This is a genomic window from Arthrobacter sp. I3 (genome assembly GCF_000520575.1).
Taxonomy (GTDB): Bacteria; Actinomycetota; Actinomycetes; order Actinomycetales; family Micrococcaceae; genus Arthrobacter; species Arthrobacter humicola_A.
Window position 1 is genome coordinate 76,960 of sequence record NZ_KI914908.1, and the last position, 13,066, is coordinate 90,025.

Annotated in this window: 17 protein-coding genes and 1 tRNA gene; 6 read left to right on the plus strand and 12 right to left on the minus strand. The window is 66.8% G+C overall.

Annotated elements, in window-relative coordinates; genetic code table 11:
• The coding region (locus Y706_RS23725) for an MFS transporter (protein WP_043434879.1) at window positions 1–508 on the minus strand (508 nt) is incomplete at its 3' end.
• A gap of 176 nt (window positions 509–684) precedes the next feature.
• On the opposite strand from Y706_RS23725, the gene Y706_RS23730 reads away from it, so the two are divergent.
• Together Y706_RS23730 and corA are read left to right on the plus strand one after the other, a co-directional pair.
• Window positions 685–1,224, plus strand: coding sequence for an Lrp/AsnC family transcriptional regulator (locus Y706_RS23730; protein WP_043434882.1), 540 nt, complete (start codon window positions 685–687; stop codon window positions 1,222–1,224).
• 7 nt (window positions 1,225–1,231) lie between these two features.
• A complete protein-coding gene (corA, locus tag Y706_RS0105080) occupies window positions 1,232–2,227 on the plus strand; it encodes a magnesium/cobalt transporter CorA (RefSeq protein ID WP_028275725.1) in 996 nt (331 codons plus the stop codon).
• Here the strand turns inward: corA and Y706_RS0105085 are convergent.
• From Y706_RS0105085 to Y706_RS27410, 5 genes are all read right to left on the minus strand, one after another.
• The gene (locus Y706_RS0105085) at window positions 2,224–2,547 is read right to left on the minus strand and encodes a hypothetical protein (RefSeq protein ID WP_028275726.1); all 324 of its coding nucleotides are present in this window, start codon (window positions 2,545–2,547) and stop codon (window positions 2,224–2,226) included. The genes corA and Y706_RS0105085 overlap by 4 nt on opposite strands.
• A gap of 157 nt (window positions 2,548–2,704) precedes the next feature.
• Window positions 2,705–3,487 carry a hypothetical protein gene (locus Y706_RS0105090; RefSeq protein WP_028275727.1) on the minus strand — a complete coding sequence of 261 codons (783 nt, stop codon included), beginning with the start codon at window positions 3,485–3,487 and terminating at the stop codon, window positions 2,705–2,707.
• Between the two features lie 166 nt (window positions 3,488–3,653).
• On the minus strand, window positions 3,654–5,246 hold the full coding sequence (locus tag Y706_RS0105095) for an ABC-F family ATP-binding cassette domain-containing protein (RefSeq protein WP_028275728.1): 1,593 nt from the start codon (window positions 5,244–5,246) through the stop codon (window positions 3,654–3,656).
• Entirely contained in the window at window positions 5,243–5,713 is a 471-nt protein-coding gene (locus Y706_RS0105100) for a GatB/YqeY domain-containing protein (protein WP_028275729.1), read from the minus strand. Before Y706_RS0105100 ends, Y706_RS0105095 begins: the two co-directional genes overlap by 4 nt.
• 25 nt (window positions 5,714–5,738) lie before the next feature.
• The gene (locus tag Y706_RS27410; protein ID WP_028275730.1) at window positions 5,739–6,107 is read right to left on the minus strand and encodes a hypothetical protein; all 369 of its coding nucleotides are present in this window, start codon (window positions 6,105–6,107) and stop codon (window positions 5,739–5,741) included.
• Window positions 6,108–6,585: 478 nt separating this feature from the next.
• Here Y706_RS27410 and Y706_RS23740 point away from each other — a divergent pair, with 478 nt between their 5' ends.
• A complete protein-coding gene (locus Y706_RS23740; protein WP_052355009.1) occupies window positions 6,586–7,272 on the plus strand; it encodes a glycosyl hydrolase in 687 nt (228 codons plus the stop codon).
• A gap of 94 nt (window positions 7,273–7,366) precedes the next feature.
• On the opposite strand, the gene Y706_RS30650 is transcribed toward Y706_RS23740, so the two are convergent.
• Complete coding sequence (locus Y706_RS30650) at window positions 7,367–7,471, minus strand: phosphodiester glycosidase family protein (protein WP_216699105.1); 105 nt, start codon at window positions 7,469–7,471, stop codon at window positions 7,367–7,369.
• A 61-nt stretch (window positions 7,472–7,532) separates the two neighbouring features.
• On the opposite strand from Y706_RS30650, the gene Y706_RS27825 reads away from it, so the two are divergent.
• Complete coding sequence (locus tag Y706_RS27825; protein ID WP_216699103.1) at window positions 7,533–8,048, plus strand: hypothetical protein; 516 nt, start codon at window positions 7,533–7,535, stop codon at window positions 8,046–8,048.
• A 22-nt stretch (window positions 8,049–8,070) separates the two neighbouring features.
• Complete coding sequence (locus tag Y706_RS0105120) at window positions 8,071–8,295, plus strand: hypothetical protein (protein WP_028275731.1); 225 nt, start codon at window positions 8,071–8,073, stop codon at window positions 8,293–8,295.
• Between the two features lie 282 nt (window positions 8,296–8,577).
• Here the strand turns inward: Y706_RS0105120 and Y706_RS0105125 are convergent.
• The 5 genes from Y706_RS0105125 to galU all read right to left on the minus strand — a co-directional run bounded on the left by Y706_RS0105125 (window position 8,578) and on the right by galU (window position 12,303).
• Window positions 8,578–8,650 (minus strand) — tRNA-Ala (locus tag Y706_RS0105125).
• A gap of 46 nt (window positions 8,651–8,696) precedes the next feature.
• Window positions 8,697–9,509: an SDR family oxidoreductase gene (locus Y706_RS0105130; protein WP_028275732.1), complete on the minus strand. Its 813-nt coding sequence runs from the start codon at window positions 9,507–9,509 to the stop codon at window positions 8,697–8,699.
• A gap of 108 nt (window positions 9,510–9,617) precedes the next feature.
• Window positions 9,618–10,616 (minus strand): hypothetical protein, encoded by a 999-nt coding sequence (locus Y706_RS0105135; protein WP_028275733.1) that lies wholly within the window; start codon window positions 10,614–10,616, stop codon window positions 9,618–9,620.
• A gap of 143 nt (window positions 10,617–10,759) precedes the next feature.
• Complete coding sequence (locus Y706_RS0105140; RefSeq protein ID WP_028275734.1) at window positions 10,760–11,380, minus strand: GNAT family N-acetyltransferase; 621 nt, start codon at window positions 11,378–11,380, stop codon at window positions 10,760–10,762.
• Between the two features lie 5 nt (window positions 11,381–11,385).
• Complete coding sequence (gene galU / locus Y706_RS0105145; RefSeq protein WP_028275735.1) at window positions 11,386–12,303, minus strand: UTP--glucose-1-phosphate uridylyltransferase GalU; 918 nt, start codon at window positions 12,301–12,303, stop codon at window positions 11,386–11,388.
• A 104-nt stretch (window positions 12,304–12,407) separates the two neighbouring features.
• On the opposite strand from galU, the gene Y706_RS23750 reads away from it, so the two are divergent.
• The coding region (locus Y706_RS23750) for a 5-formyltetrahydrofolate cyclo-ligase (protein ID WP_043434884.1) at window positions 12,408–13,066 on the plus strand (659 nt) is incomplete at its 3' end.

The following is a 13,066-nucleotide window of genomic DNA, read 5'->3' on the forward strand; positions in this document are numbered from 1 at the left end:
TCCCGCCGATTGCGGGGCCGGCCGCCACCCCGCCGGCGGAGGCCAGGAGCGTGAACCGTGAGGCCCACTCCGGCCGGCTGGGCAGCAGCTCGCGCAGGGCAGCCGAGCTGGCCCCGGTGGCGAGCGCGACGGCGACGCCCTGCAGGGCGCGCCCGGTGGAGAGCGCCACGAGGTTGCCCGCGGTGGCGAAGACAAAGCCGCCGGCCAGGCCCACCAGCACTGCCAGCACGAGGGCGGCGCGCCGGCCGATGTGGTCGGACCAGTGGCCGGCCAGGACGAGGGTGGCCACGAGCGCCAGGACGTAGGCCGAGAACGCCACCGTGACATCGAGCGCCGTGATTCCGAGTTTTGCCTGCAACAGCGGGTACAGCGGCGTCGCAAGATTTGCGCCGACGAGCAGCGTGAAGATCACAACCCCGGCCATCACAAGCCGTGCGGTGGTGGAGGCGTCCCAGCCCCAGCGGTCAGCTGTGGCCGGGCGCATGCGGAGTTCGCTAAAGACTGTCATGGCCGTGCCCTTGCATGAAATCGGGCCGCATGCGTTCCCTGTGGGGAACACCGACGGCCCGGTCGAAAGATTGGTACCTAAAGAATGCAATACCAGTGATCTGCATGGCCAACATTTGTGTCAAGATTGATCAAAACAGTCATTCTCTGGCTGTCCAAGTGAACCGGAGTGATGATTTGAACAGTCTGGACCCTACCGACCTGAAGATCCTGCTGGAACTGATCCGGGATCCGCGGATCCAGATCGGCGAGCTCAGCGACGCTCTGGGCATTGCCCGGAACACCGCCCAGTCGCGCGTGCGGCGCATGCTGCGCTCCGGTGTGCTGCACGACGGCGGCCGTGAAATCGATCTGGAGGCGGTGGGGTACGACGTCGTCGCCTTCGTGACGATCGAGGTCAACCACCGGGAACTCGACGGCGTCGTGGGGGCCCTGCGGCTGATCGCCCAGGTCCTGGAAGTGCACGAGATCTCTGGGCGCGGCGACGTCTGGTGCCGGGTGGTGGCGACGGATACGCACAATCTCCAGGCGGCACTCCGGTCGATCCTTCGGGTCAAGGGGGTCATCCGCACCGAGACGGTCCTGGCGCTGCACACCCATATCCCGTACCGGACTGAACCGCTGATCAGCCGGCTCGCCCAAGGCAACGCGCTGGCTCCCGGCCGGTCCGCGTCGCGACGGTCCGGGTCCGCCGAATTCCAGGTGGACAAAGGATAATGTCCCGGTGACTATCATCGACAACGCCGTCTACGTTGACGGCATCCGCAGCGCCGAGCCGCGGAACCTCGAGCAGACTTTCGAGACCCTGACCGAGCACGGGGGCATGGCCTGGATCGGCCTGTACCGGCCGACCACTGAGGAAATGGCGGCCGTGGCGGCAGAATTCAACCTGCACGGGCTGGCGGTGGAGGACGCGATCTCTGCCCATCAGCGCCCCAAACTGGAACGCTACGACGACAACCTGTTCACTGTGCTCCGGCCGGCCCGGTACCTGGACGAGACCGAAACCGTGGAGTTCGGCGAGCTCCACGTCTTCACGGGGCGCAACTTCGTGGTCACCGTCAGGCACGCCGAGACGAAAGTCGTGGGCCAGGTCCGGCGCCGGATGGAGGGCCGGCCCGATCTGCTGCGCCACGGGCCCGAGGCCGTCCTGTACGCACTCATGGACCAGGTGGTGGATGACTACGGTCCCGTGGTGGCCGGGCTGGAAAACGACATCGACGAGATCGAGGACCAGCTCTTCAGCGGCGACCCCCTGGTGTCCCGGAGGATCTACGAGCTCGCCCGGGAAGTCATCCATTTCCAGCGCGCCATCCACCCGCTCCCGGCTATGATGCAACAGCTCCGCCGGGGCTTCGAGAAGTACCGGGTGGACATTGAACTGCAGCACAGCCTGCGCGACGTCGAGGACCACGTGGAGCGGCTGATTTCCCGCGCCGATTCGTTCCGTGACCTGCTGCAGAATGCGCTCACCCTGGACGGAACCCTGACCGCCAACCGCCAGAACGAGGCCAGCGCGGAACAAAACGAACAGGTCAAGAAGATCTCGTCGTGGGCCGCGATCTTCTTCGCTCCGACATTTGTGGCCGGACTGTATGGCATGAACTTCGACAACATGCCGGAACTGCACTGGACGCTTGGCTACCCGATGGCAATCGCGCTCATGGCCGGCACGGCGGCGCTGATGTACGCCATCTTCAAGAAGAAGGGCTGGCTCTAGCCGGACGCGCGGCGGTGCCGGACCTGGACCATGAGCCGTCGGAACGCCAGGACGAAGACGACCTCGATGAGCACCATCAACCCGAGCAGCAGCCACTTCCCGCTGCCGATGAAAACGATGGCCCCGGTGAGAACCAGAATGCTCCCCAGCGCCAGGGAGTAGACGGCAAATCCGAGGGCTACCCTGGCGCTGCGGACGCCGGTGCGGAAGCCGAAGCCCTGCGGTTCCCCACCGGGGTACCCCGCAACCCGGTCCGGACCGGCGGGCTGGAGCTTGTCGAACTCCTCCCACGGGTCGCGGTCCTGCTGCTGATTGGTCATGTTTCCATTATCCCGCGGACCCGAAGCGCCGCACCTCTGAGACCGAACCGTTGGACACTTACGCGCTGAAACATTTTCGTGCCGAAACATTTTCGTGCCGTCACGACGACGGGGCCCGGACCAGTGGTCCGGGCCCCGTCATTGCATGCCTTTTGGGCTACTTGCTGTGGCCGTGCCCGCCCGAGTCGCCGCGCTTGCCGGTCTTGGCGGCGTGATCGCTTTCAAGACCGGCCGGCGCGGCACGGTGTTCGGCGGCCTTGGCCTGGCTGGCCGCGCGGTGCTCGGCAGCGTTGGCCTGGCCGGCGGAACGGTGTTCAGCGGCGTTGGCCTGGCCGGCCGCACGGTGTTCAGCGGCGTTCTGGTGTGCCCATCCGCTGTTGCCGTTCGAGGCGTGGGACGCGTCGGCTTCCGGCGCGTCGGCCGAATCCTTCGCATCGTCTTCGGCGGGCGCCGGGGCCGGAGCAGCGGGGGCCGGGGCTGCGGGGGCCGGGGCCGCAGGCTCCTGCGCGTCCGCGACGTCTTCCGCGCCCTGGTCCTCCGTGTTCTGGTCGTCCGCGTTCTGGTCGTCCGCGTCCACCTCTGTGCCCTGGTCGTCCGCACCCTGGTCGTCCGCGTCCGACTCTGCGCCCTGATCGTCCGCCTCCTGGTCATCCGACTCAGCCGGATCGGCCGGTTCAGACGAATCAGACGATTCGTGATCGGCGGCTTCCTCGTCGGCGGCTTCCTGGTCGCCCACTACCGGAGTCTCCGAACCGGCCGGCTCGGCCGGTTCAGAGGTTTCGGTGCCGGTCGCCGTCATGGTTGACGTCGGGTCAGCCGGGAGATTGGTGGTCGCGGTGGCCGCCGCTGCGCCGGCGCCGCCAGTGACGACGACGGAGGCCACTACTACTGCCTTGCCTGTGGTGCCCAGAGCACTGAGCCAGCCGATGCTTCCTGCCACGGGAGATTCCTTTCAAAACGGATATGAGACCGCTGCCGTCCCCCCGGTCGGCAGCCAGCGCCACAGTACCGCTCGGAAACGACCAATTGCCGGCCCTTTAGCCGCTCATGCCACATCCTGAGCCAATGCTGAGCAAACACTGAGGCTCGGGGCAATCACCACGCCCTTAGGCCGCGCGTACGTCGACCTCGCCGGGTACTGTGCCGTCGGTGCCGAAGACCAGCTGACGGGTGGCGATCTTCTCGGTGAAGAAGCGGTCGTGGCTGACCACGACGACCGCGCCGGGGAAGTGGAGCAGTGCCCGCTCCATCACCTGGGTGCTGGACATGTCCAGGTGGTTGGTGGGCTCGTCCAAGAGCAGCACCGAGGCCCCGGACAGCAGGCACTGGGCCATGGCGACGCGGGCTTTCTGTCCGCCGGAGAGGTTCCCAATCTTCTGTTTGAGGTCGGCCTCGGAGAACTGGAACATGGCGAGGAACCTGTTGACGGACTTCTTCGTGGCGCTGAAGGCGAGGCTGTCCGGCAGCGCGTTGACCGCGTGCGAAACGGTGTCGGCGTCGTCGAGCTCTTCCAGCATTTTGTTGTAGGAAACAAAACCCGGCCCCTTCGCCCAGACCACTTCACCGGAATCCGCCGGTTCCTCCCCGGTCAGCACTTTCAGCAGCGTGGACTTGCCGCTGCCGTTGGAGCCCAGGACCACAATCCTGTTGCCGCGCCGGATCTCAAAGCTCAGGTCTTCGAACAAGACCTTGTCGCCATAGGACTTGCCCAGTCCTTCGACCCGGCAGAGGACATCCTTCACGTGCAGGCCGCCGTAGATCTCGGTGACAATCTGGTCCACGGGACGTGGTGTCCGCGCTTTCTTGATCTTGGCCAGCTGGTTCCCCAACCCGCGGCTGGCGGCCTTGGCGGCCTCCCGGCGGTCGGCAATGCCCTCCGCTTCAAAAGCCAGGAGCTCGGACTCATGGACGAACTGCGCCTCGAGCGTCTTGAGCCGGAACTGCTTCTGGACCACGTACTCGGCGAAGTTTCCGGGGTACTCGTGCAGGTGGAAGTTTTCCACCTCGATGATCCGGGTGACCACCGCATCGAGGAACTTCCTGTCGTGCGAGACGATGATCGCGGCGCCGCGGTAGTCGCGGAACCAGTTTTCGAGCCATTCGACACCGGCCACGTCGAGGTAGTTGGTGGGTTCATCCAGCAGCAGGACGTCCGGGCCCTCCAACAGGATCTTGGCCAGGGCGGCGCGGTTGCGCCACCCGCCGGAGAGTTCGTCAATCGCGCACGTGCGGTGGGCGTCGCTGAACCCCAGCGTGGTCAGGACTGTGTCGATGCGCCGCTGGTAATCCCATCCGTCGAGGCGGTCCATGTCCTCGAACAGCTCGGCCTGGCGCCGGATCAGCCGGTCCAGCTCCGCCTCAGCGGGGTCAGCCGCAATGGCGGCGTCGATGGCTGCCAGCTCGGCCTCGGCAGCCTTGATCTCGACAAACAGTCCGTCAAGGACCGCAAGGATGGTTGCCTCTCCGTCGAGCTCGGAAAACTGGGAGAAGTACCCCACCCTGGTTCCCTGATCCACGGTGACCGTTCCCGTATCCGGGGAGACCTGGTCCAGGACGAGCTTGAGGATGGAGGTCTTCCCGGAGCCGTTCTTGCCGATCAGGCCCACCCGGTCCCCGGGCTCCAGACGGAAGTACGCCTCGCGGAGGATCTGTGTGTTGTCGAAGCGGACGCTGACGTCGTGCAGCCGGACCAGGCTCACTGCTGCGCGAGACGGTTGCGGACGATTTCGCTGACGGTCTTGCCGTCAAAACGCCCGGCCACCGTGGCGGTGACGGGCTTCATCACTGCCCCCAGCTGACGCATGGACAGCTCGACGCCGTCGGCCTTGAGCGCCGCGATGGCCTCGTCCACGATCGTCTCGACTTCCGCCGCGGTCAGTGGCTTGGGCAGGTAGGCCTCGATCACCTCGGCCTCGGCGATCTCGGCCGCGGCGCGCTCGGCTTCGCCGGCCTCGGTGTAGATGCGGGCCGTGTCGCGGCGTTTGGCGGCTTCCTTTTGCAGGAGTGCGGTCACCTGTGCGTCGTCCAGCACGATTGGCGTCTTGCCCGATTTCTCCCGGGTTTCGATCTCGCCCAGGACGTTGCGCACAGTGGTCAGGGCAACCTTGTTGCGGTCCTTCATGTGGCTCACGACGTCGGCGTGCAGGCGTTCTTTCAGGGTGGTCATAGTTCTCCTCGTGTTGTTAACAAGGCTAGCGGCAGAACCCGTTGGCCCCGATCGCCGAGATGATCCGTTGGGCGTCGTCGTCCGGGAGGGCGGGGACGTCCCCGCTGAACTCCGTCTTTGCGGCAGCGATGAGTTGGTCCGCCGTCGATTGCCCCAGCAGTCGGCCGCACAGGCGGCGGGCCTTGTCGATTGCCTGGTCGTCTGGCAGGCGGGGGTTGATCTTGGCCAGCGCGGCCAGCAGGGCTTCCTGCTGGGCAGGGTCAGGCTTGGGCAGCGACGCCGGCAGGCCCGCCGCAGCGGTCCCGGCGGACGGTTCGGGGCTCGGGGAGGCGGAACAGGCCGCGGTCAGCAGAACAGACAGCAGGGCCAGGGCGATCGGGGTGGTGTTCTTCATCGGTGGTGGCCTTGTCTGCGCTGGATGTCTATCTTTGATGCCTGCGCTGGATTCGGCTGCTTTGCCGCTGGATTGCACGATGGTCTTGCCGCGCGGATTGCTGCGCCGGCGCGGCCACGGCGCCGTTCACGCAGGTTCACACCATCTCATGAAAACTCATTGTTAGCCCGCACCCGGGGTCGCCGGTAGTGCGACACGTTGCGGCTGTTCCAAATGTCGAGAGACCGGCGTAGCGTGACCCTCGTCACATCTGGTTGAGGATTGGTGTCGGCCCGCTTCGCTTCGGAAGAAGGAATCCATGGATCGCCGGACTTTTCTCACTGCGATGGCGGCTGCCCTGGCTGCGGCCGGGGCCAGTTCCGCTGCCACACCCCCTGGGCCGGTTCCGGCCCCCTCCACAGCATCCCCTGCCCGTACGGCCATCTCTGCCTTCCGGGCTCTCAAAGGCGCAGCCCACGGCGGAGATGATGCGCTTGCATTGAGACAAATCCGGAGTCTCAACGCCAGCTGGTACTACTCCTGGGGATCCGCGTATACCGTCACGACCAAGCCGGCCTTTGTCCCGATGGTGTGGAGCGCGAATGCTTTGCTCAGAAAGGACGCCCTTGGCGACGTGGCCAGGCAACTTCCCCAGACGAGGACCAAACACCTCCTCGCTTTCAATGAGCCGGACCACCCAGGCCAGGCCAGCATGTCCGTCGATGAGGCCATCCGGTTGTGGCCCCACCTTCAATCCACCGGCCTGCGTCTGGGATCCCCGGCCACGGTCGATGTTAGGAGCCCGTGGCTGGACCACTTCATGGCCAGGGCGCGGCCGGCGAATCTCCGCATCGACTTCATGACGATGCATCACTACGGCTCGCCGAACCCAGAGAGTTTCCTCGCAAAAGTCTGGTACTTGCATCACAGGTACGGAAGGCCGGTCTGGGTTACCGAATTTGGGGTTGCGGACTGGCAGGCAACCCCGGCACACCCCTCCCGGTACACGACCCGCGAGACCGCGTACTTCATGCAGGTTGCGGTCGCCGGCATGCGCCTGATGCCCTTCGTCGAACGGTTTGCGTGGAAAGCCAGGGATCCCAGTGACCCTGCTATGGGCCCGTCTGCCCTCTATCAAACGAACGGCCGGCTGACCTCACTCGGCCGGCTGTACGCTTCGCTGTGACTTCCCGTCAAGAGTCGGAGACAGACCCCCGCTACTTGTCCGTGCTGTTCGGCCCATCCTGTCGGGCGGGAAAGCACGAGGAGGGCGTTACTGACTACTGACGGGACGTTCCGCGCCGCCCGAGGGGATATTCAGAAACGGCACCTCCGGCAATTGCTGTTGTGGAACCGCCACCGTCCAGGTTGATCGCATGGACCATGCCAAGGGAGGTGGCGACGTCGGCATCCCTCACTGTCCGGGCCGCGGTTTAGGCTGGTCGCATGCCGCCAACACCAGCCCCGTCTCCGGTTCCGGTTGAAGTCCTCCTCCACACCGGTCCGGCCGAGTGGTGGCAGATCGTTGCCGCGCTTGCCCCTGTTGCTGTACTTGTAGCGGCAGCCGTGGGAGCGTTCATGGCCTGGCGGACTCTGCGCCAGAAGGCCGTCGCCGACGACCGGGCCGAGTGGTGGAAACGGACCCAATGGGCGCTGGACCGTGCCCTGGACGAGGACGGGGACAGCAAAGCCCTGGGGCTGGCAGCGCTGGATGTGCTCGCCCGCAGCGAGTTGGCCCGCAACGAGGAGCTTGAGCTTCTGGACATCGCGTGGGAGTCCGTGAGCGGGGCCGGGGAAAGCACAGGCAACGGGCAGCACGTCCCTGCGCAGGTTACCGGCCCGGCAGCCCTCTCGCATCACCGGGTTCGGGTCGCCGCCGCCAGGCTGCGCGTCAGACTGGACGACCGGCTCGGCCGCACAACCCCTCCCGGCACCGCGGCCCTGGCCAAGGAAGCGCTCTAGCCGCGGCTGGCGCTGCCCTCGAGTGGCAGCACCTGGCTGCGGGCGCGACGACGATGGACTTCAGCTCCCCAACCCGACGGCCGTCCAGGCCGGCGTCGATCCCGGTGATGCGCGGGCGGCCCTGCAGTACTGCGTGGGACGCACGGTCCAGGACGCGGGCGGTCGCCGCGCCCAGGAGCCCGCCGCCCCGGCCGCGGGCACGGATAAGGACTCCCCCGCCATCGGCTGTGAGTTGCGCCAGAGCTGATGGCTGAGTGAAACCGGAGCCGAGGGATTCGTTGAGGAGCGCTGCCGCTTCGCTGGCTACGGCGGGTCCCGGTGCGCCGACGTGCAGGGTGACGTTCGACGCCGCCCGGGTCCCGATCGCTGCGGCTCCCATGCTTGCTCCTCGTCGGCGGGCATCAGTCGGCGGGCATTAGTACGCACCATCGCATCGCCCCGGAACCGGGCAGGGACGCCGAGGGCGGCCGGCAATGTCATTTCACGCACTCATTCGCGCACTCAAAGGTTCAAAAACCCTTGAAATCTGTGGAGCTAAGGAGATTCGAACTCCTGACCTCTTCGATGCGAACGAAGCGCTCTACCAACTGAGCTATAGCCCCGAAGCAACGCCGGTCCTGACGGAACGGCGTTGCCGGTGTCCCTAGGCTACAAACTATCTGCGCTGTTTTCCAGCCAGCCCCGGAAAGTCTCGGTGCCGTGTCGCGCCTCCGGCACCAGGTTCAACCCTTCGCGCAGGTAGCGGCCCATCGCGCCGGGCAGTGGGAAGCGCACGAGTTGACCCTTTGCGCGGGTGGCCCGCTGCCATTCCCGGGCAAAGTCGACCATGTCTTTGGATTCCGGGCCGCCGAGGTTCAGTACCCGGTGCCGCGGGCCCGCGGCTGGAACGGGCGCCGGTTCAACGGCGGTCTCCAGCAGCACCGCGGCTGCGTCGGCCGGCGATACCGGCTGAAACCTGGCACCTCTGACCACGGGGATGATCCGCAGCTTCGAGCCGGCGCCAAACACCATCGCGAGCAATGAGTGGAACTGGGTGGCCCGGACCACCACGGTCTCGAGTCCGGACAGCTCGTAGGCCTGTTCTTTGGCAGCTTTCGACCGGTAGAAGGAGGAGTTGCTGCGATCGCAGTTCACGATGGACAGCATGACGGCCCTGGCCGTTCCCGCGTCCTGTGCAGCGGCCAGAAGCCGCGCACCGCCGTCGGCGAAGTTCTTGCGCGCCTTCCCGGCGCGTCCTTCCAGGCAATCGATCACGACGTCGGCGCCGGCCAGGGCGGCCGCTGTCCCCTCTCCCGTCGTGACGTCCGCGCGGAAGTATTCCGCGCCCCGGATGTTGCCGGCGGCACCGGCCCCTGGCGGGTTGCGGCTGAGGACGGCCACGGCGTGCCCGGCGTCGACGGCCAGGCGCACTACTTCTTGGCCCACTTGCCCGGTTCCACCGGCAACGCAGATCCTTGTCATGACCCGAGGCTACCGCAGCGAAGCCCGCCGGCGACGCTGCGGGGAAATGAAAAACCCCGGGCCGCCATCGCTGGCTGCCCGGGGTAATCTCCGGAAGGACGGGTCGGATCAGGCGCGGCGCCGCTGGAGGACGTCATCCAGGTTGCTCAAGGCGCTCTGGGCCTTGCTGAGCTGCTTCGACTCAGAATCGTCGGCGGTCTGCGGATCGGACGCTGCCGGTCGCGCCGAGGCCTGTTTGAGAGACGGTTTCCCTACGGCCTTCGGCGCCTCGGGAAGGTCGAGGGGCATTGGGGCTGCACGTTCGGCCTTCGGGGCTTCGACGTAGGTGGGCTTGGGAACCTCGACGGGCTCCCAGCTGGTGCCCTCCGGTACTGCACCCGCGTCGGCTGCCATGGCCGCCGAGGCATCCCCAGAGGCGACGGCTTCAGCGAGGGCGGCCTGGCGGAGTTCCAGTGCGGTCAGCGGCTTCGGCGCGGGCTCGGGCGTGTTGCGGCCCGCTTCGGCGTCGAAGAGCGGGCTTTCCGGCCGGGCAGCGGGACGTCCGTCAGGAAGGGAGGGGGTCTGTTCGGGCGCCGACGGCCGTGCAGGGGTGCGTTCCGGGCTGCCCATGGCTGCACGGAATGCAGCGTTCATCTTCCGCCGGCGATCGCGGACGGCAAGACGGCGAAGCAGCGCCACTGCGGCGAAGGCGCCCAGGAGGGCGGTCACCGGCAGCCAGCCTGAACCGATGCCGAAAAGTCGAAGGGCTCCGGACACCACTGCCGTGAGAAGAGCCAGGAGCCCGGCTACCGCCAGCACCAGCCGCCCCCATCGAATCCGGAACGCCGGGGAGCCCGCCGCAGCAATCGGGCTCACCCGAGGGGTTGCCGCTTTGCCCGCCCCAGGCCCAGGTGTGCCGCCGGCCGGGTCTGCGCGCTGTGTGCTGATCATGGGTTTCTCCTGCTGCGCCGCCATTTTCATAACCTTCCCCGCATGTGGATCTGCTGGTTCCATGTCAATGACATCCGCCAGGAATTCGCCTGCAGGCTGCAGCTGGTGGCGTCCGTTCCGGAGAACGTAAGGCGCCACCCACACGATCCAGAGCGCAACAGCAATGACAAGGATCACAGAGCTGCTAAGAGGGAAGTCCACACTCAAAACCGTATGAGGTATATGGGGTGCTGCCCCGCATTGTCAGGGGTGTGTCGCGCGCGCACCGGCGACTGGCCGGCGTCGGGGCGTCGTGGCTGGTCAGGCGGCTCTTACGGGCCTCAGGAATGGCGGGTTCTCAGCCACCGCGCGAGGAGGCCTTCCGGCACTTCCTCAGCCGTGAGCGCGAAGGTCCGGTGGTCTGCCCATTCACCGTTGATGTGCAGGAACCGGGGCCGGAATCCCTCGTCACGAAACCCGAGTTTCTCCACCACGCGCAGGCTCGGGGCGTTCTCCGGCCTGATGTTGATCTCCATGCGGTGCAGGCCAAGGGTGCCGAAGCAATAGTCGGTCGCCATGGCCACGGCGGTCGGGGCGATCCCCCGGCCGGCCCGTTCCTTGTCGACCCAATAGCCAAGCGTCGCCATCATGGCCGATCCCCAGACGATCGAGGACACCGTCAGCTGCCCCACGATCACCGGCGCCTGATGGCCTGGTGTCCATTCCGCGATTACGAACGGCAGGGCCGTGGCCTGCGCGGCCTGGGCCTTGAGCGAGCGCACCATCTGCCGGTAGTCCGGCAGGCCGCCGCCGGGGACCGGGTTCGATGCCTCCCAGGGGGCCAGCCACTCGCAGTTGCGGGACCTGAGCGCTGTCCACTCCTTGCGGTCCCGGTACCGGATCGGGCGCAACACGATGTCGCCGCTCTCCAAGGTCACCGGCCAGGTGAAGCTGCCCCCCACGGGAGTTATTTGGCGAGGCTGGGGGCCAGGCTGGACGCGAAGCCGGGCAGCCATTCGCGCAGGCCCGGGCCGAGGTCCTCACTGTCGCAGGCGAGCTGGACACAGGCCTTGAGGTAGCTGAGCTTGTCGCCGGTGTCGTAGCGGCGGCCGCGGAAGATGACGCCGTACACGCCGTAGCCCTCGCCGGTGCCGGCCGAGAGTTCCTGCAGGGCGTCCGTGAGCTGGATTTCGCCGCCGCGGCCGGGCGCGGTGCGCTCCAGCACTTCAAAGACGGCCGGGTGCAGCACGTAGCGGCCAATCACGGCCAGGTTGGACGGGGCATCCGCGACATCGGGCTTCTCCACGAGCTGGTTGATGCGGACGTAGTCCTCACCGCCGATTGCCTCGACGTCCGCGCAGCCGTAGGCACTGATCTGGGACGGGTCCACCTCGATCAGAGCGACCACCGATCCGCCGGTCTTGGCCTGGACCTCGATCATGGTGCTGAGGAGCTCATCGCGGGCGTCAATGAGGTCATCTCCCAGGAGGACGGCGAACGGCTCCTGCCCGACGTGCTGCTTGGCCCGGAGGACGGCGTGGCCGAGGCCCATGGGATCGCCCTGGCGGACGTAGTGGATGTCACCGAGGTTGCTGGCGGCCTGGATGGATTCGAGCTTCGCGGTGTCACCCTTCGCCTCCAGGGTGGACTCCAGCGCGGGGACGCGGTCGAAGTGGTCCTCCAACGCCCGCTTGTTGCGGCCAGTGATCATCAGGATGTCGTTCAGGCCGACATTCACGGCCTCTTCAACGACGTACTGGATGGCTGGCTTGTCAACGACAGGCAGCATTTCCTTGGGCATGGCCTTTGTGGCCGGGAGAAACCTGGTACCAAGGCCCGCGGCGGGGATAACGGCCTTGCGGACGGAAGCGATGGGTGTATTCACACGACTAATCTAACGGAGGGACCAATCATTGCGTAATCATTATGCGAACCGCCTGCCGGGCCCGCCGGTGCAGCGCGGCCGCAAGAGGCGGAGGACGGGCCAAGATGGCGTCAAAAGAGGAAATTCGCTCCAGCCACAGGGCGGCGCGTTCCGCACTCCCGCTGGCCGCACAGGACACCGCCGCGGCGGGCATCGCCAGCCATGGGCTCGCGTGGGCCTCCGGGCTTGCCCGCCGCCGCCAGGGCACCTTCGCGGCGTACCTCGGGGTGGGCGCCGAACCGCCCACACTGCCACTGCTGACTGCCCTGGTCGAGGCCGGGCACCGGGTGCTGCTGCCCGTTTGCGAACCCGACATCGAGCTCAGCTGGGTGTACTGGACTCCCCAGTCCGGGTTTGTCCGCAGCCGGTACGCGCCCATCCAGGAGCCTGTCGGAGAGCGCCACGGCACCGAAATCATGCGGGACGCCACCGCAATCATCCTGCCGGCCACCGCGGTGGATTTCTCGGGCAACCGAATCGGGCAAGGCGGCGGCTACTACGACAAGTTCCTTGCCGCCCTGGCTGCCATGTCCTCCGCGCCCGGCGGGGCGGTGGACATGGCGGCCGACGCTGCAGCCGACGCTGTCGCGTTGCCGACTGCCGCCGTCGTCTATGACACGGAGGTGCTGCCCGCGGGCAGCATCCCCGCGGAGTCGTTCGACCGGAAAGTCGACACGGCGCTGACCCCGGGCGGGATCATCCGGCTCGGCCGATCCCGGCCCGC

Bases quoted from the DNA above. Each gene is read 5' to 3' on its own strand.
- Y706_RS0105085 (WP_028275726.1), bottom strand. From the start codon at position 2,547: ATGACCAATCAGCAGCAGGACCGCGACCCGTGGGAGGAGTTCGACAAG.
- Y706_RS0105100 (WP_028275729.1), bottom strand. From the start codon at position 5,713: ATGACCACCCTGAAAGAACGCCTGCACGCCGACGTCGTGAGCCACATG.
- Y706_RS27410 (WP_028275730.1), bottom strand. From the start codon at position 6,107: ATGAAGAACACCACCCCGATCGCCCTGGCCCTGCTGTCTGTTCTGCTG.
- Y706_RS30650 (WP_216699105.1), bottom strand. From the start codon at position 7,471: ATGGTCCATGCGATCAACCTGGACGGTGGCGGTTCCACAACAGCAATT.
- Y706_RS0105130 (WP_028275732.1), bottom strand. From the start codon at position 9,509: ATGACAAGGATCTGCGTTGCCGGTGGAACCGGGCAAGTGGGCCAAGAA.
- Y706_RS27825 (WP_216699103.1), top strand. From the start codon at position 7,533: ATGCCGCCAACACCAGCCCCGTCTCCGGTTCCGGTTGAAGTCCTCCTC.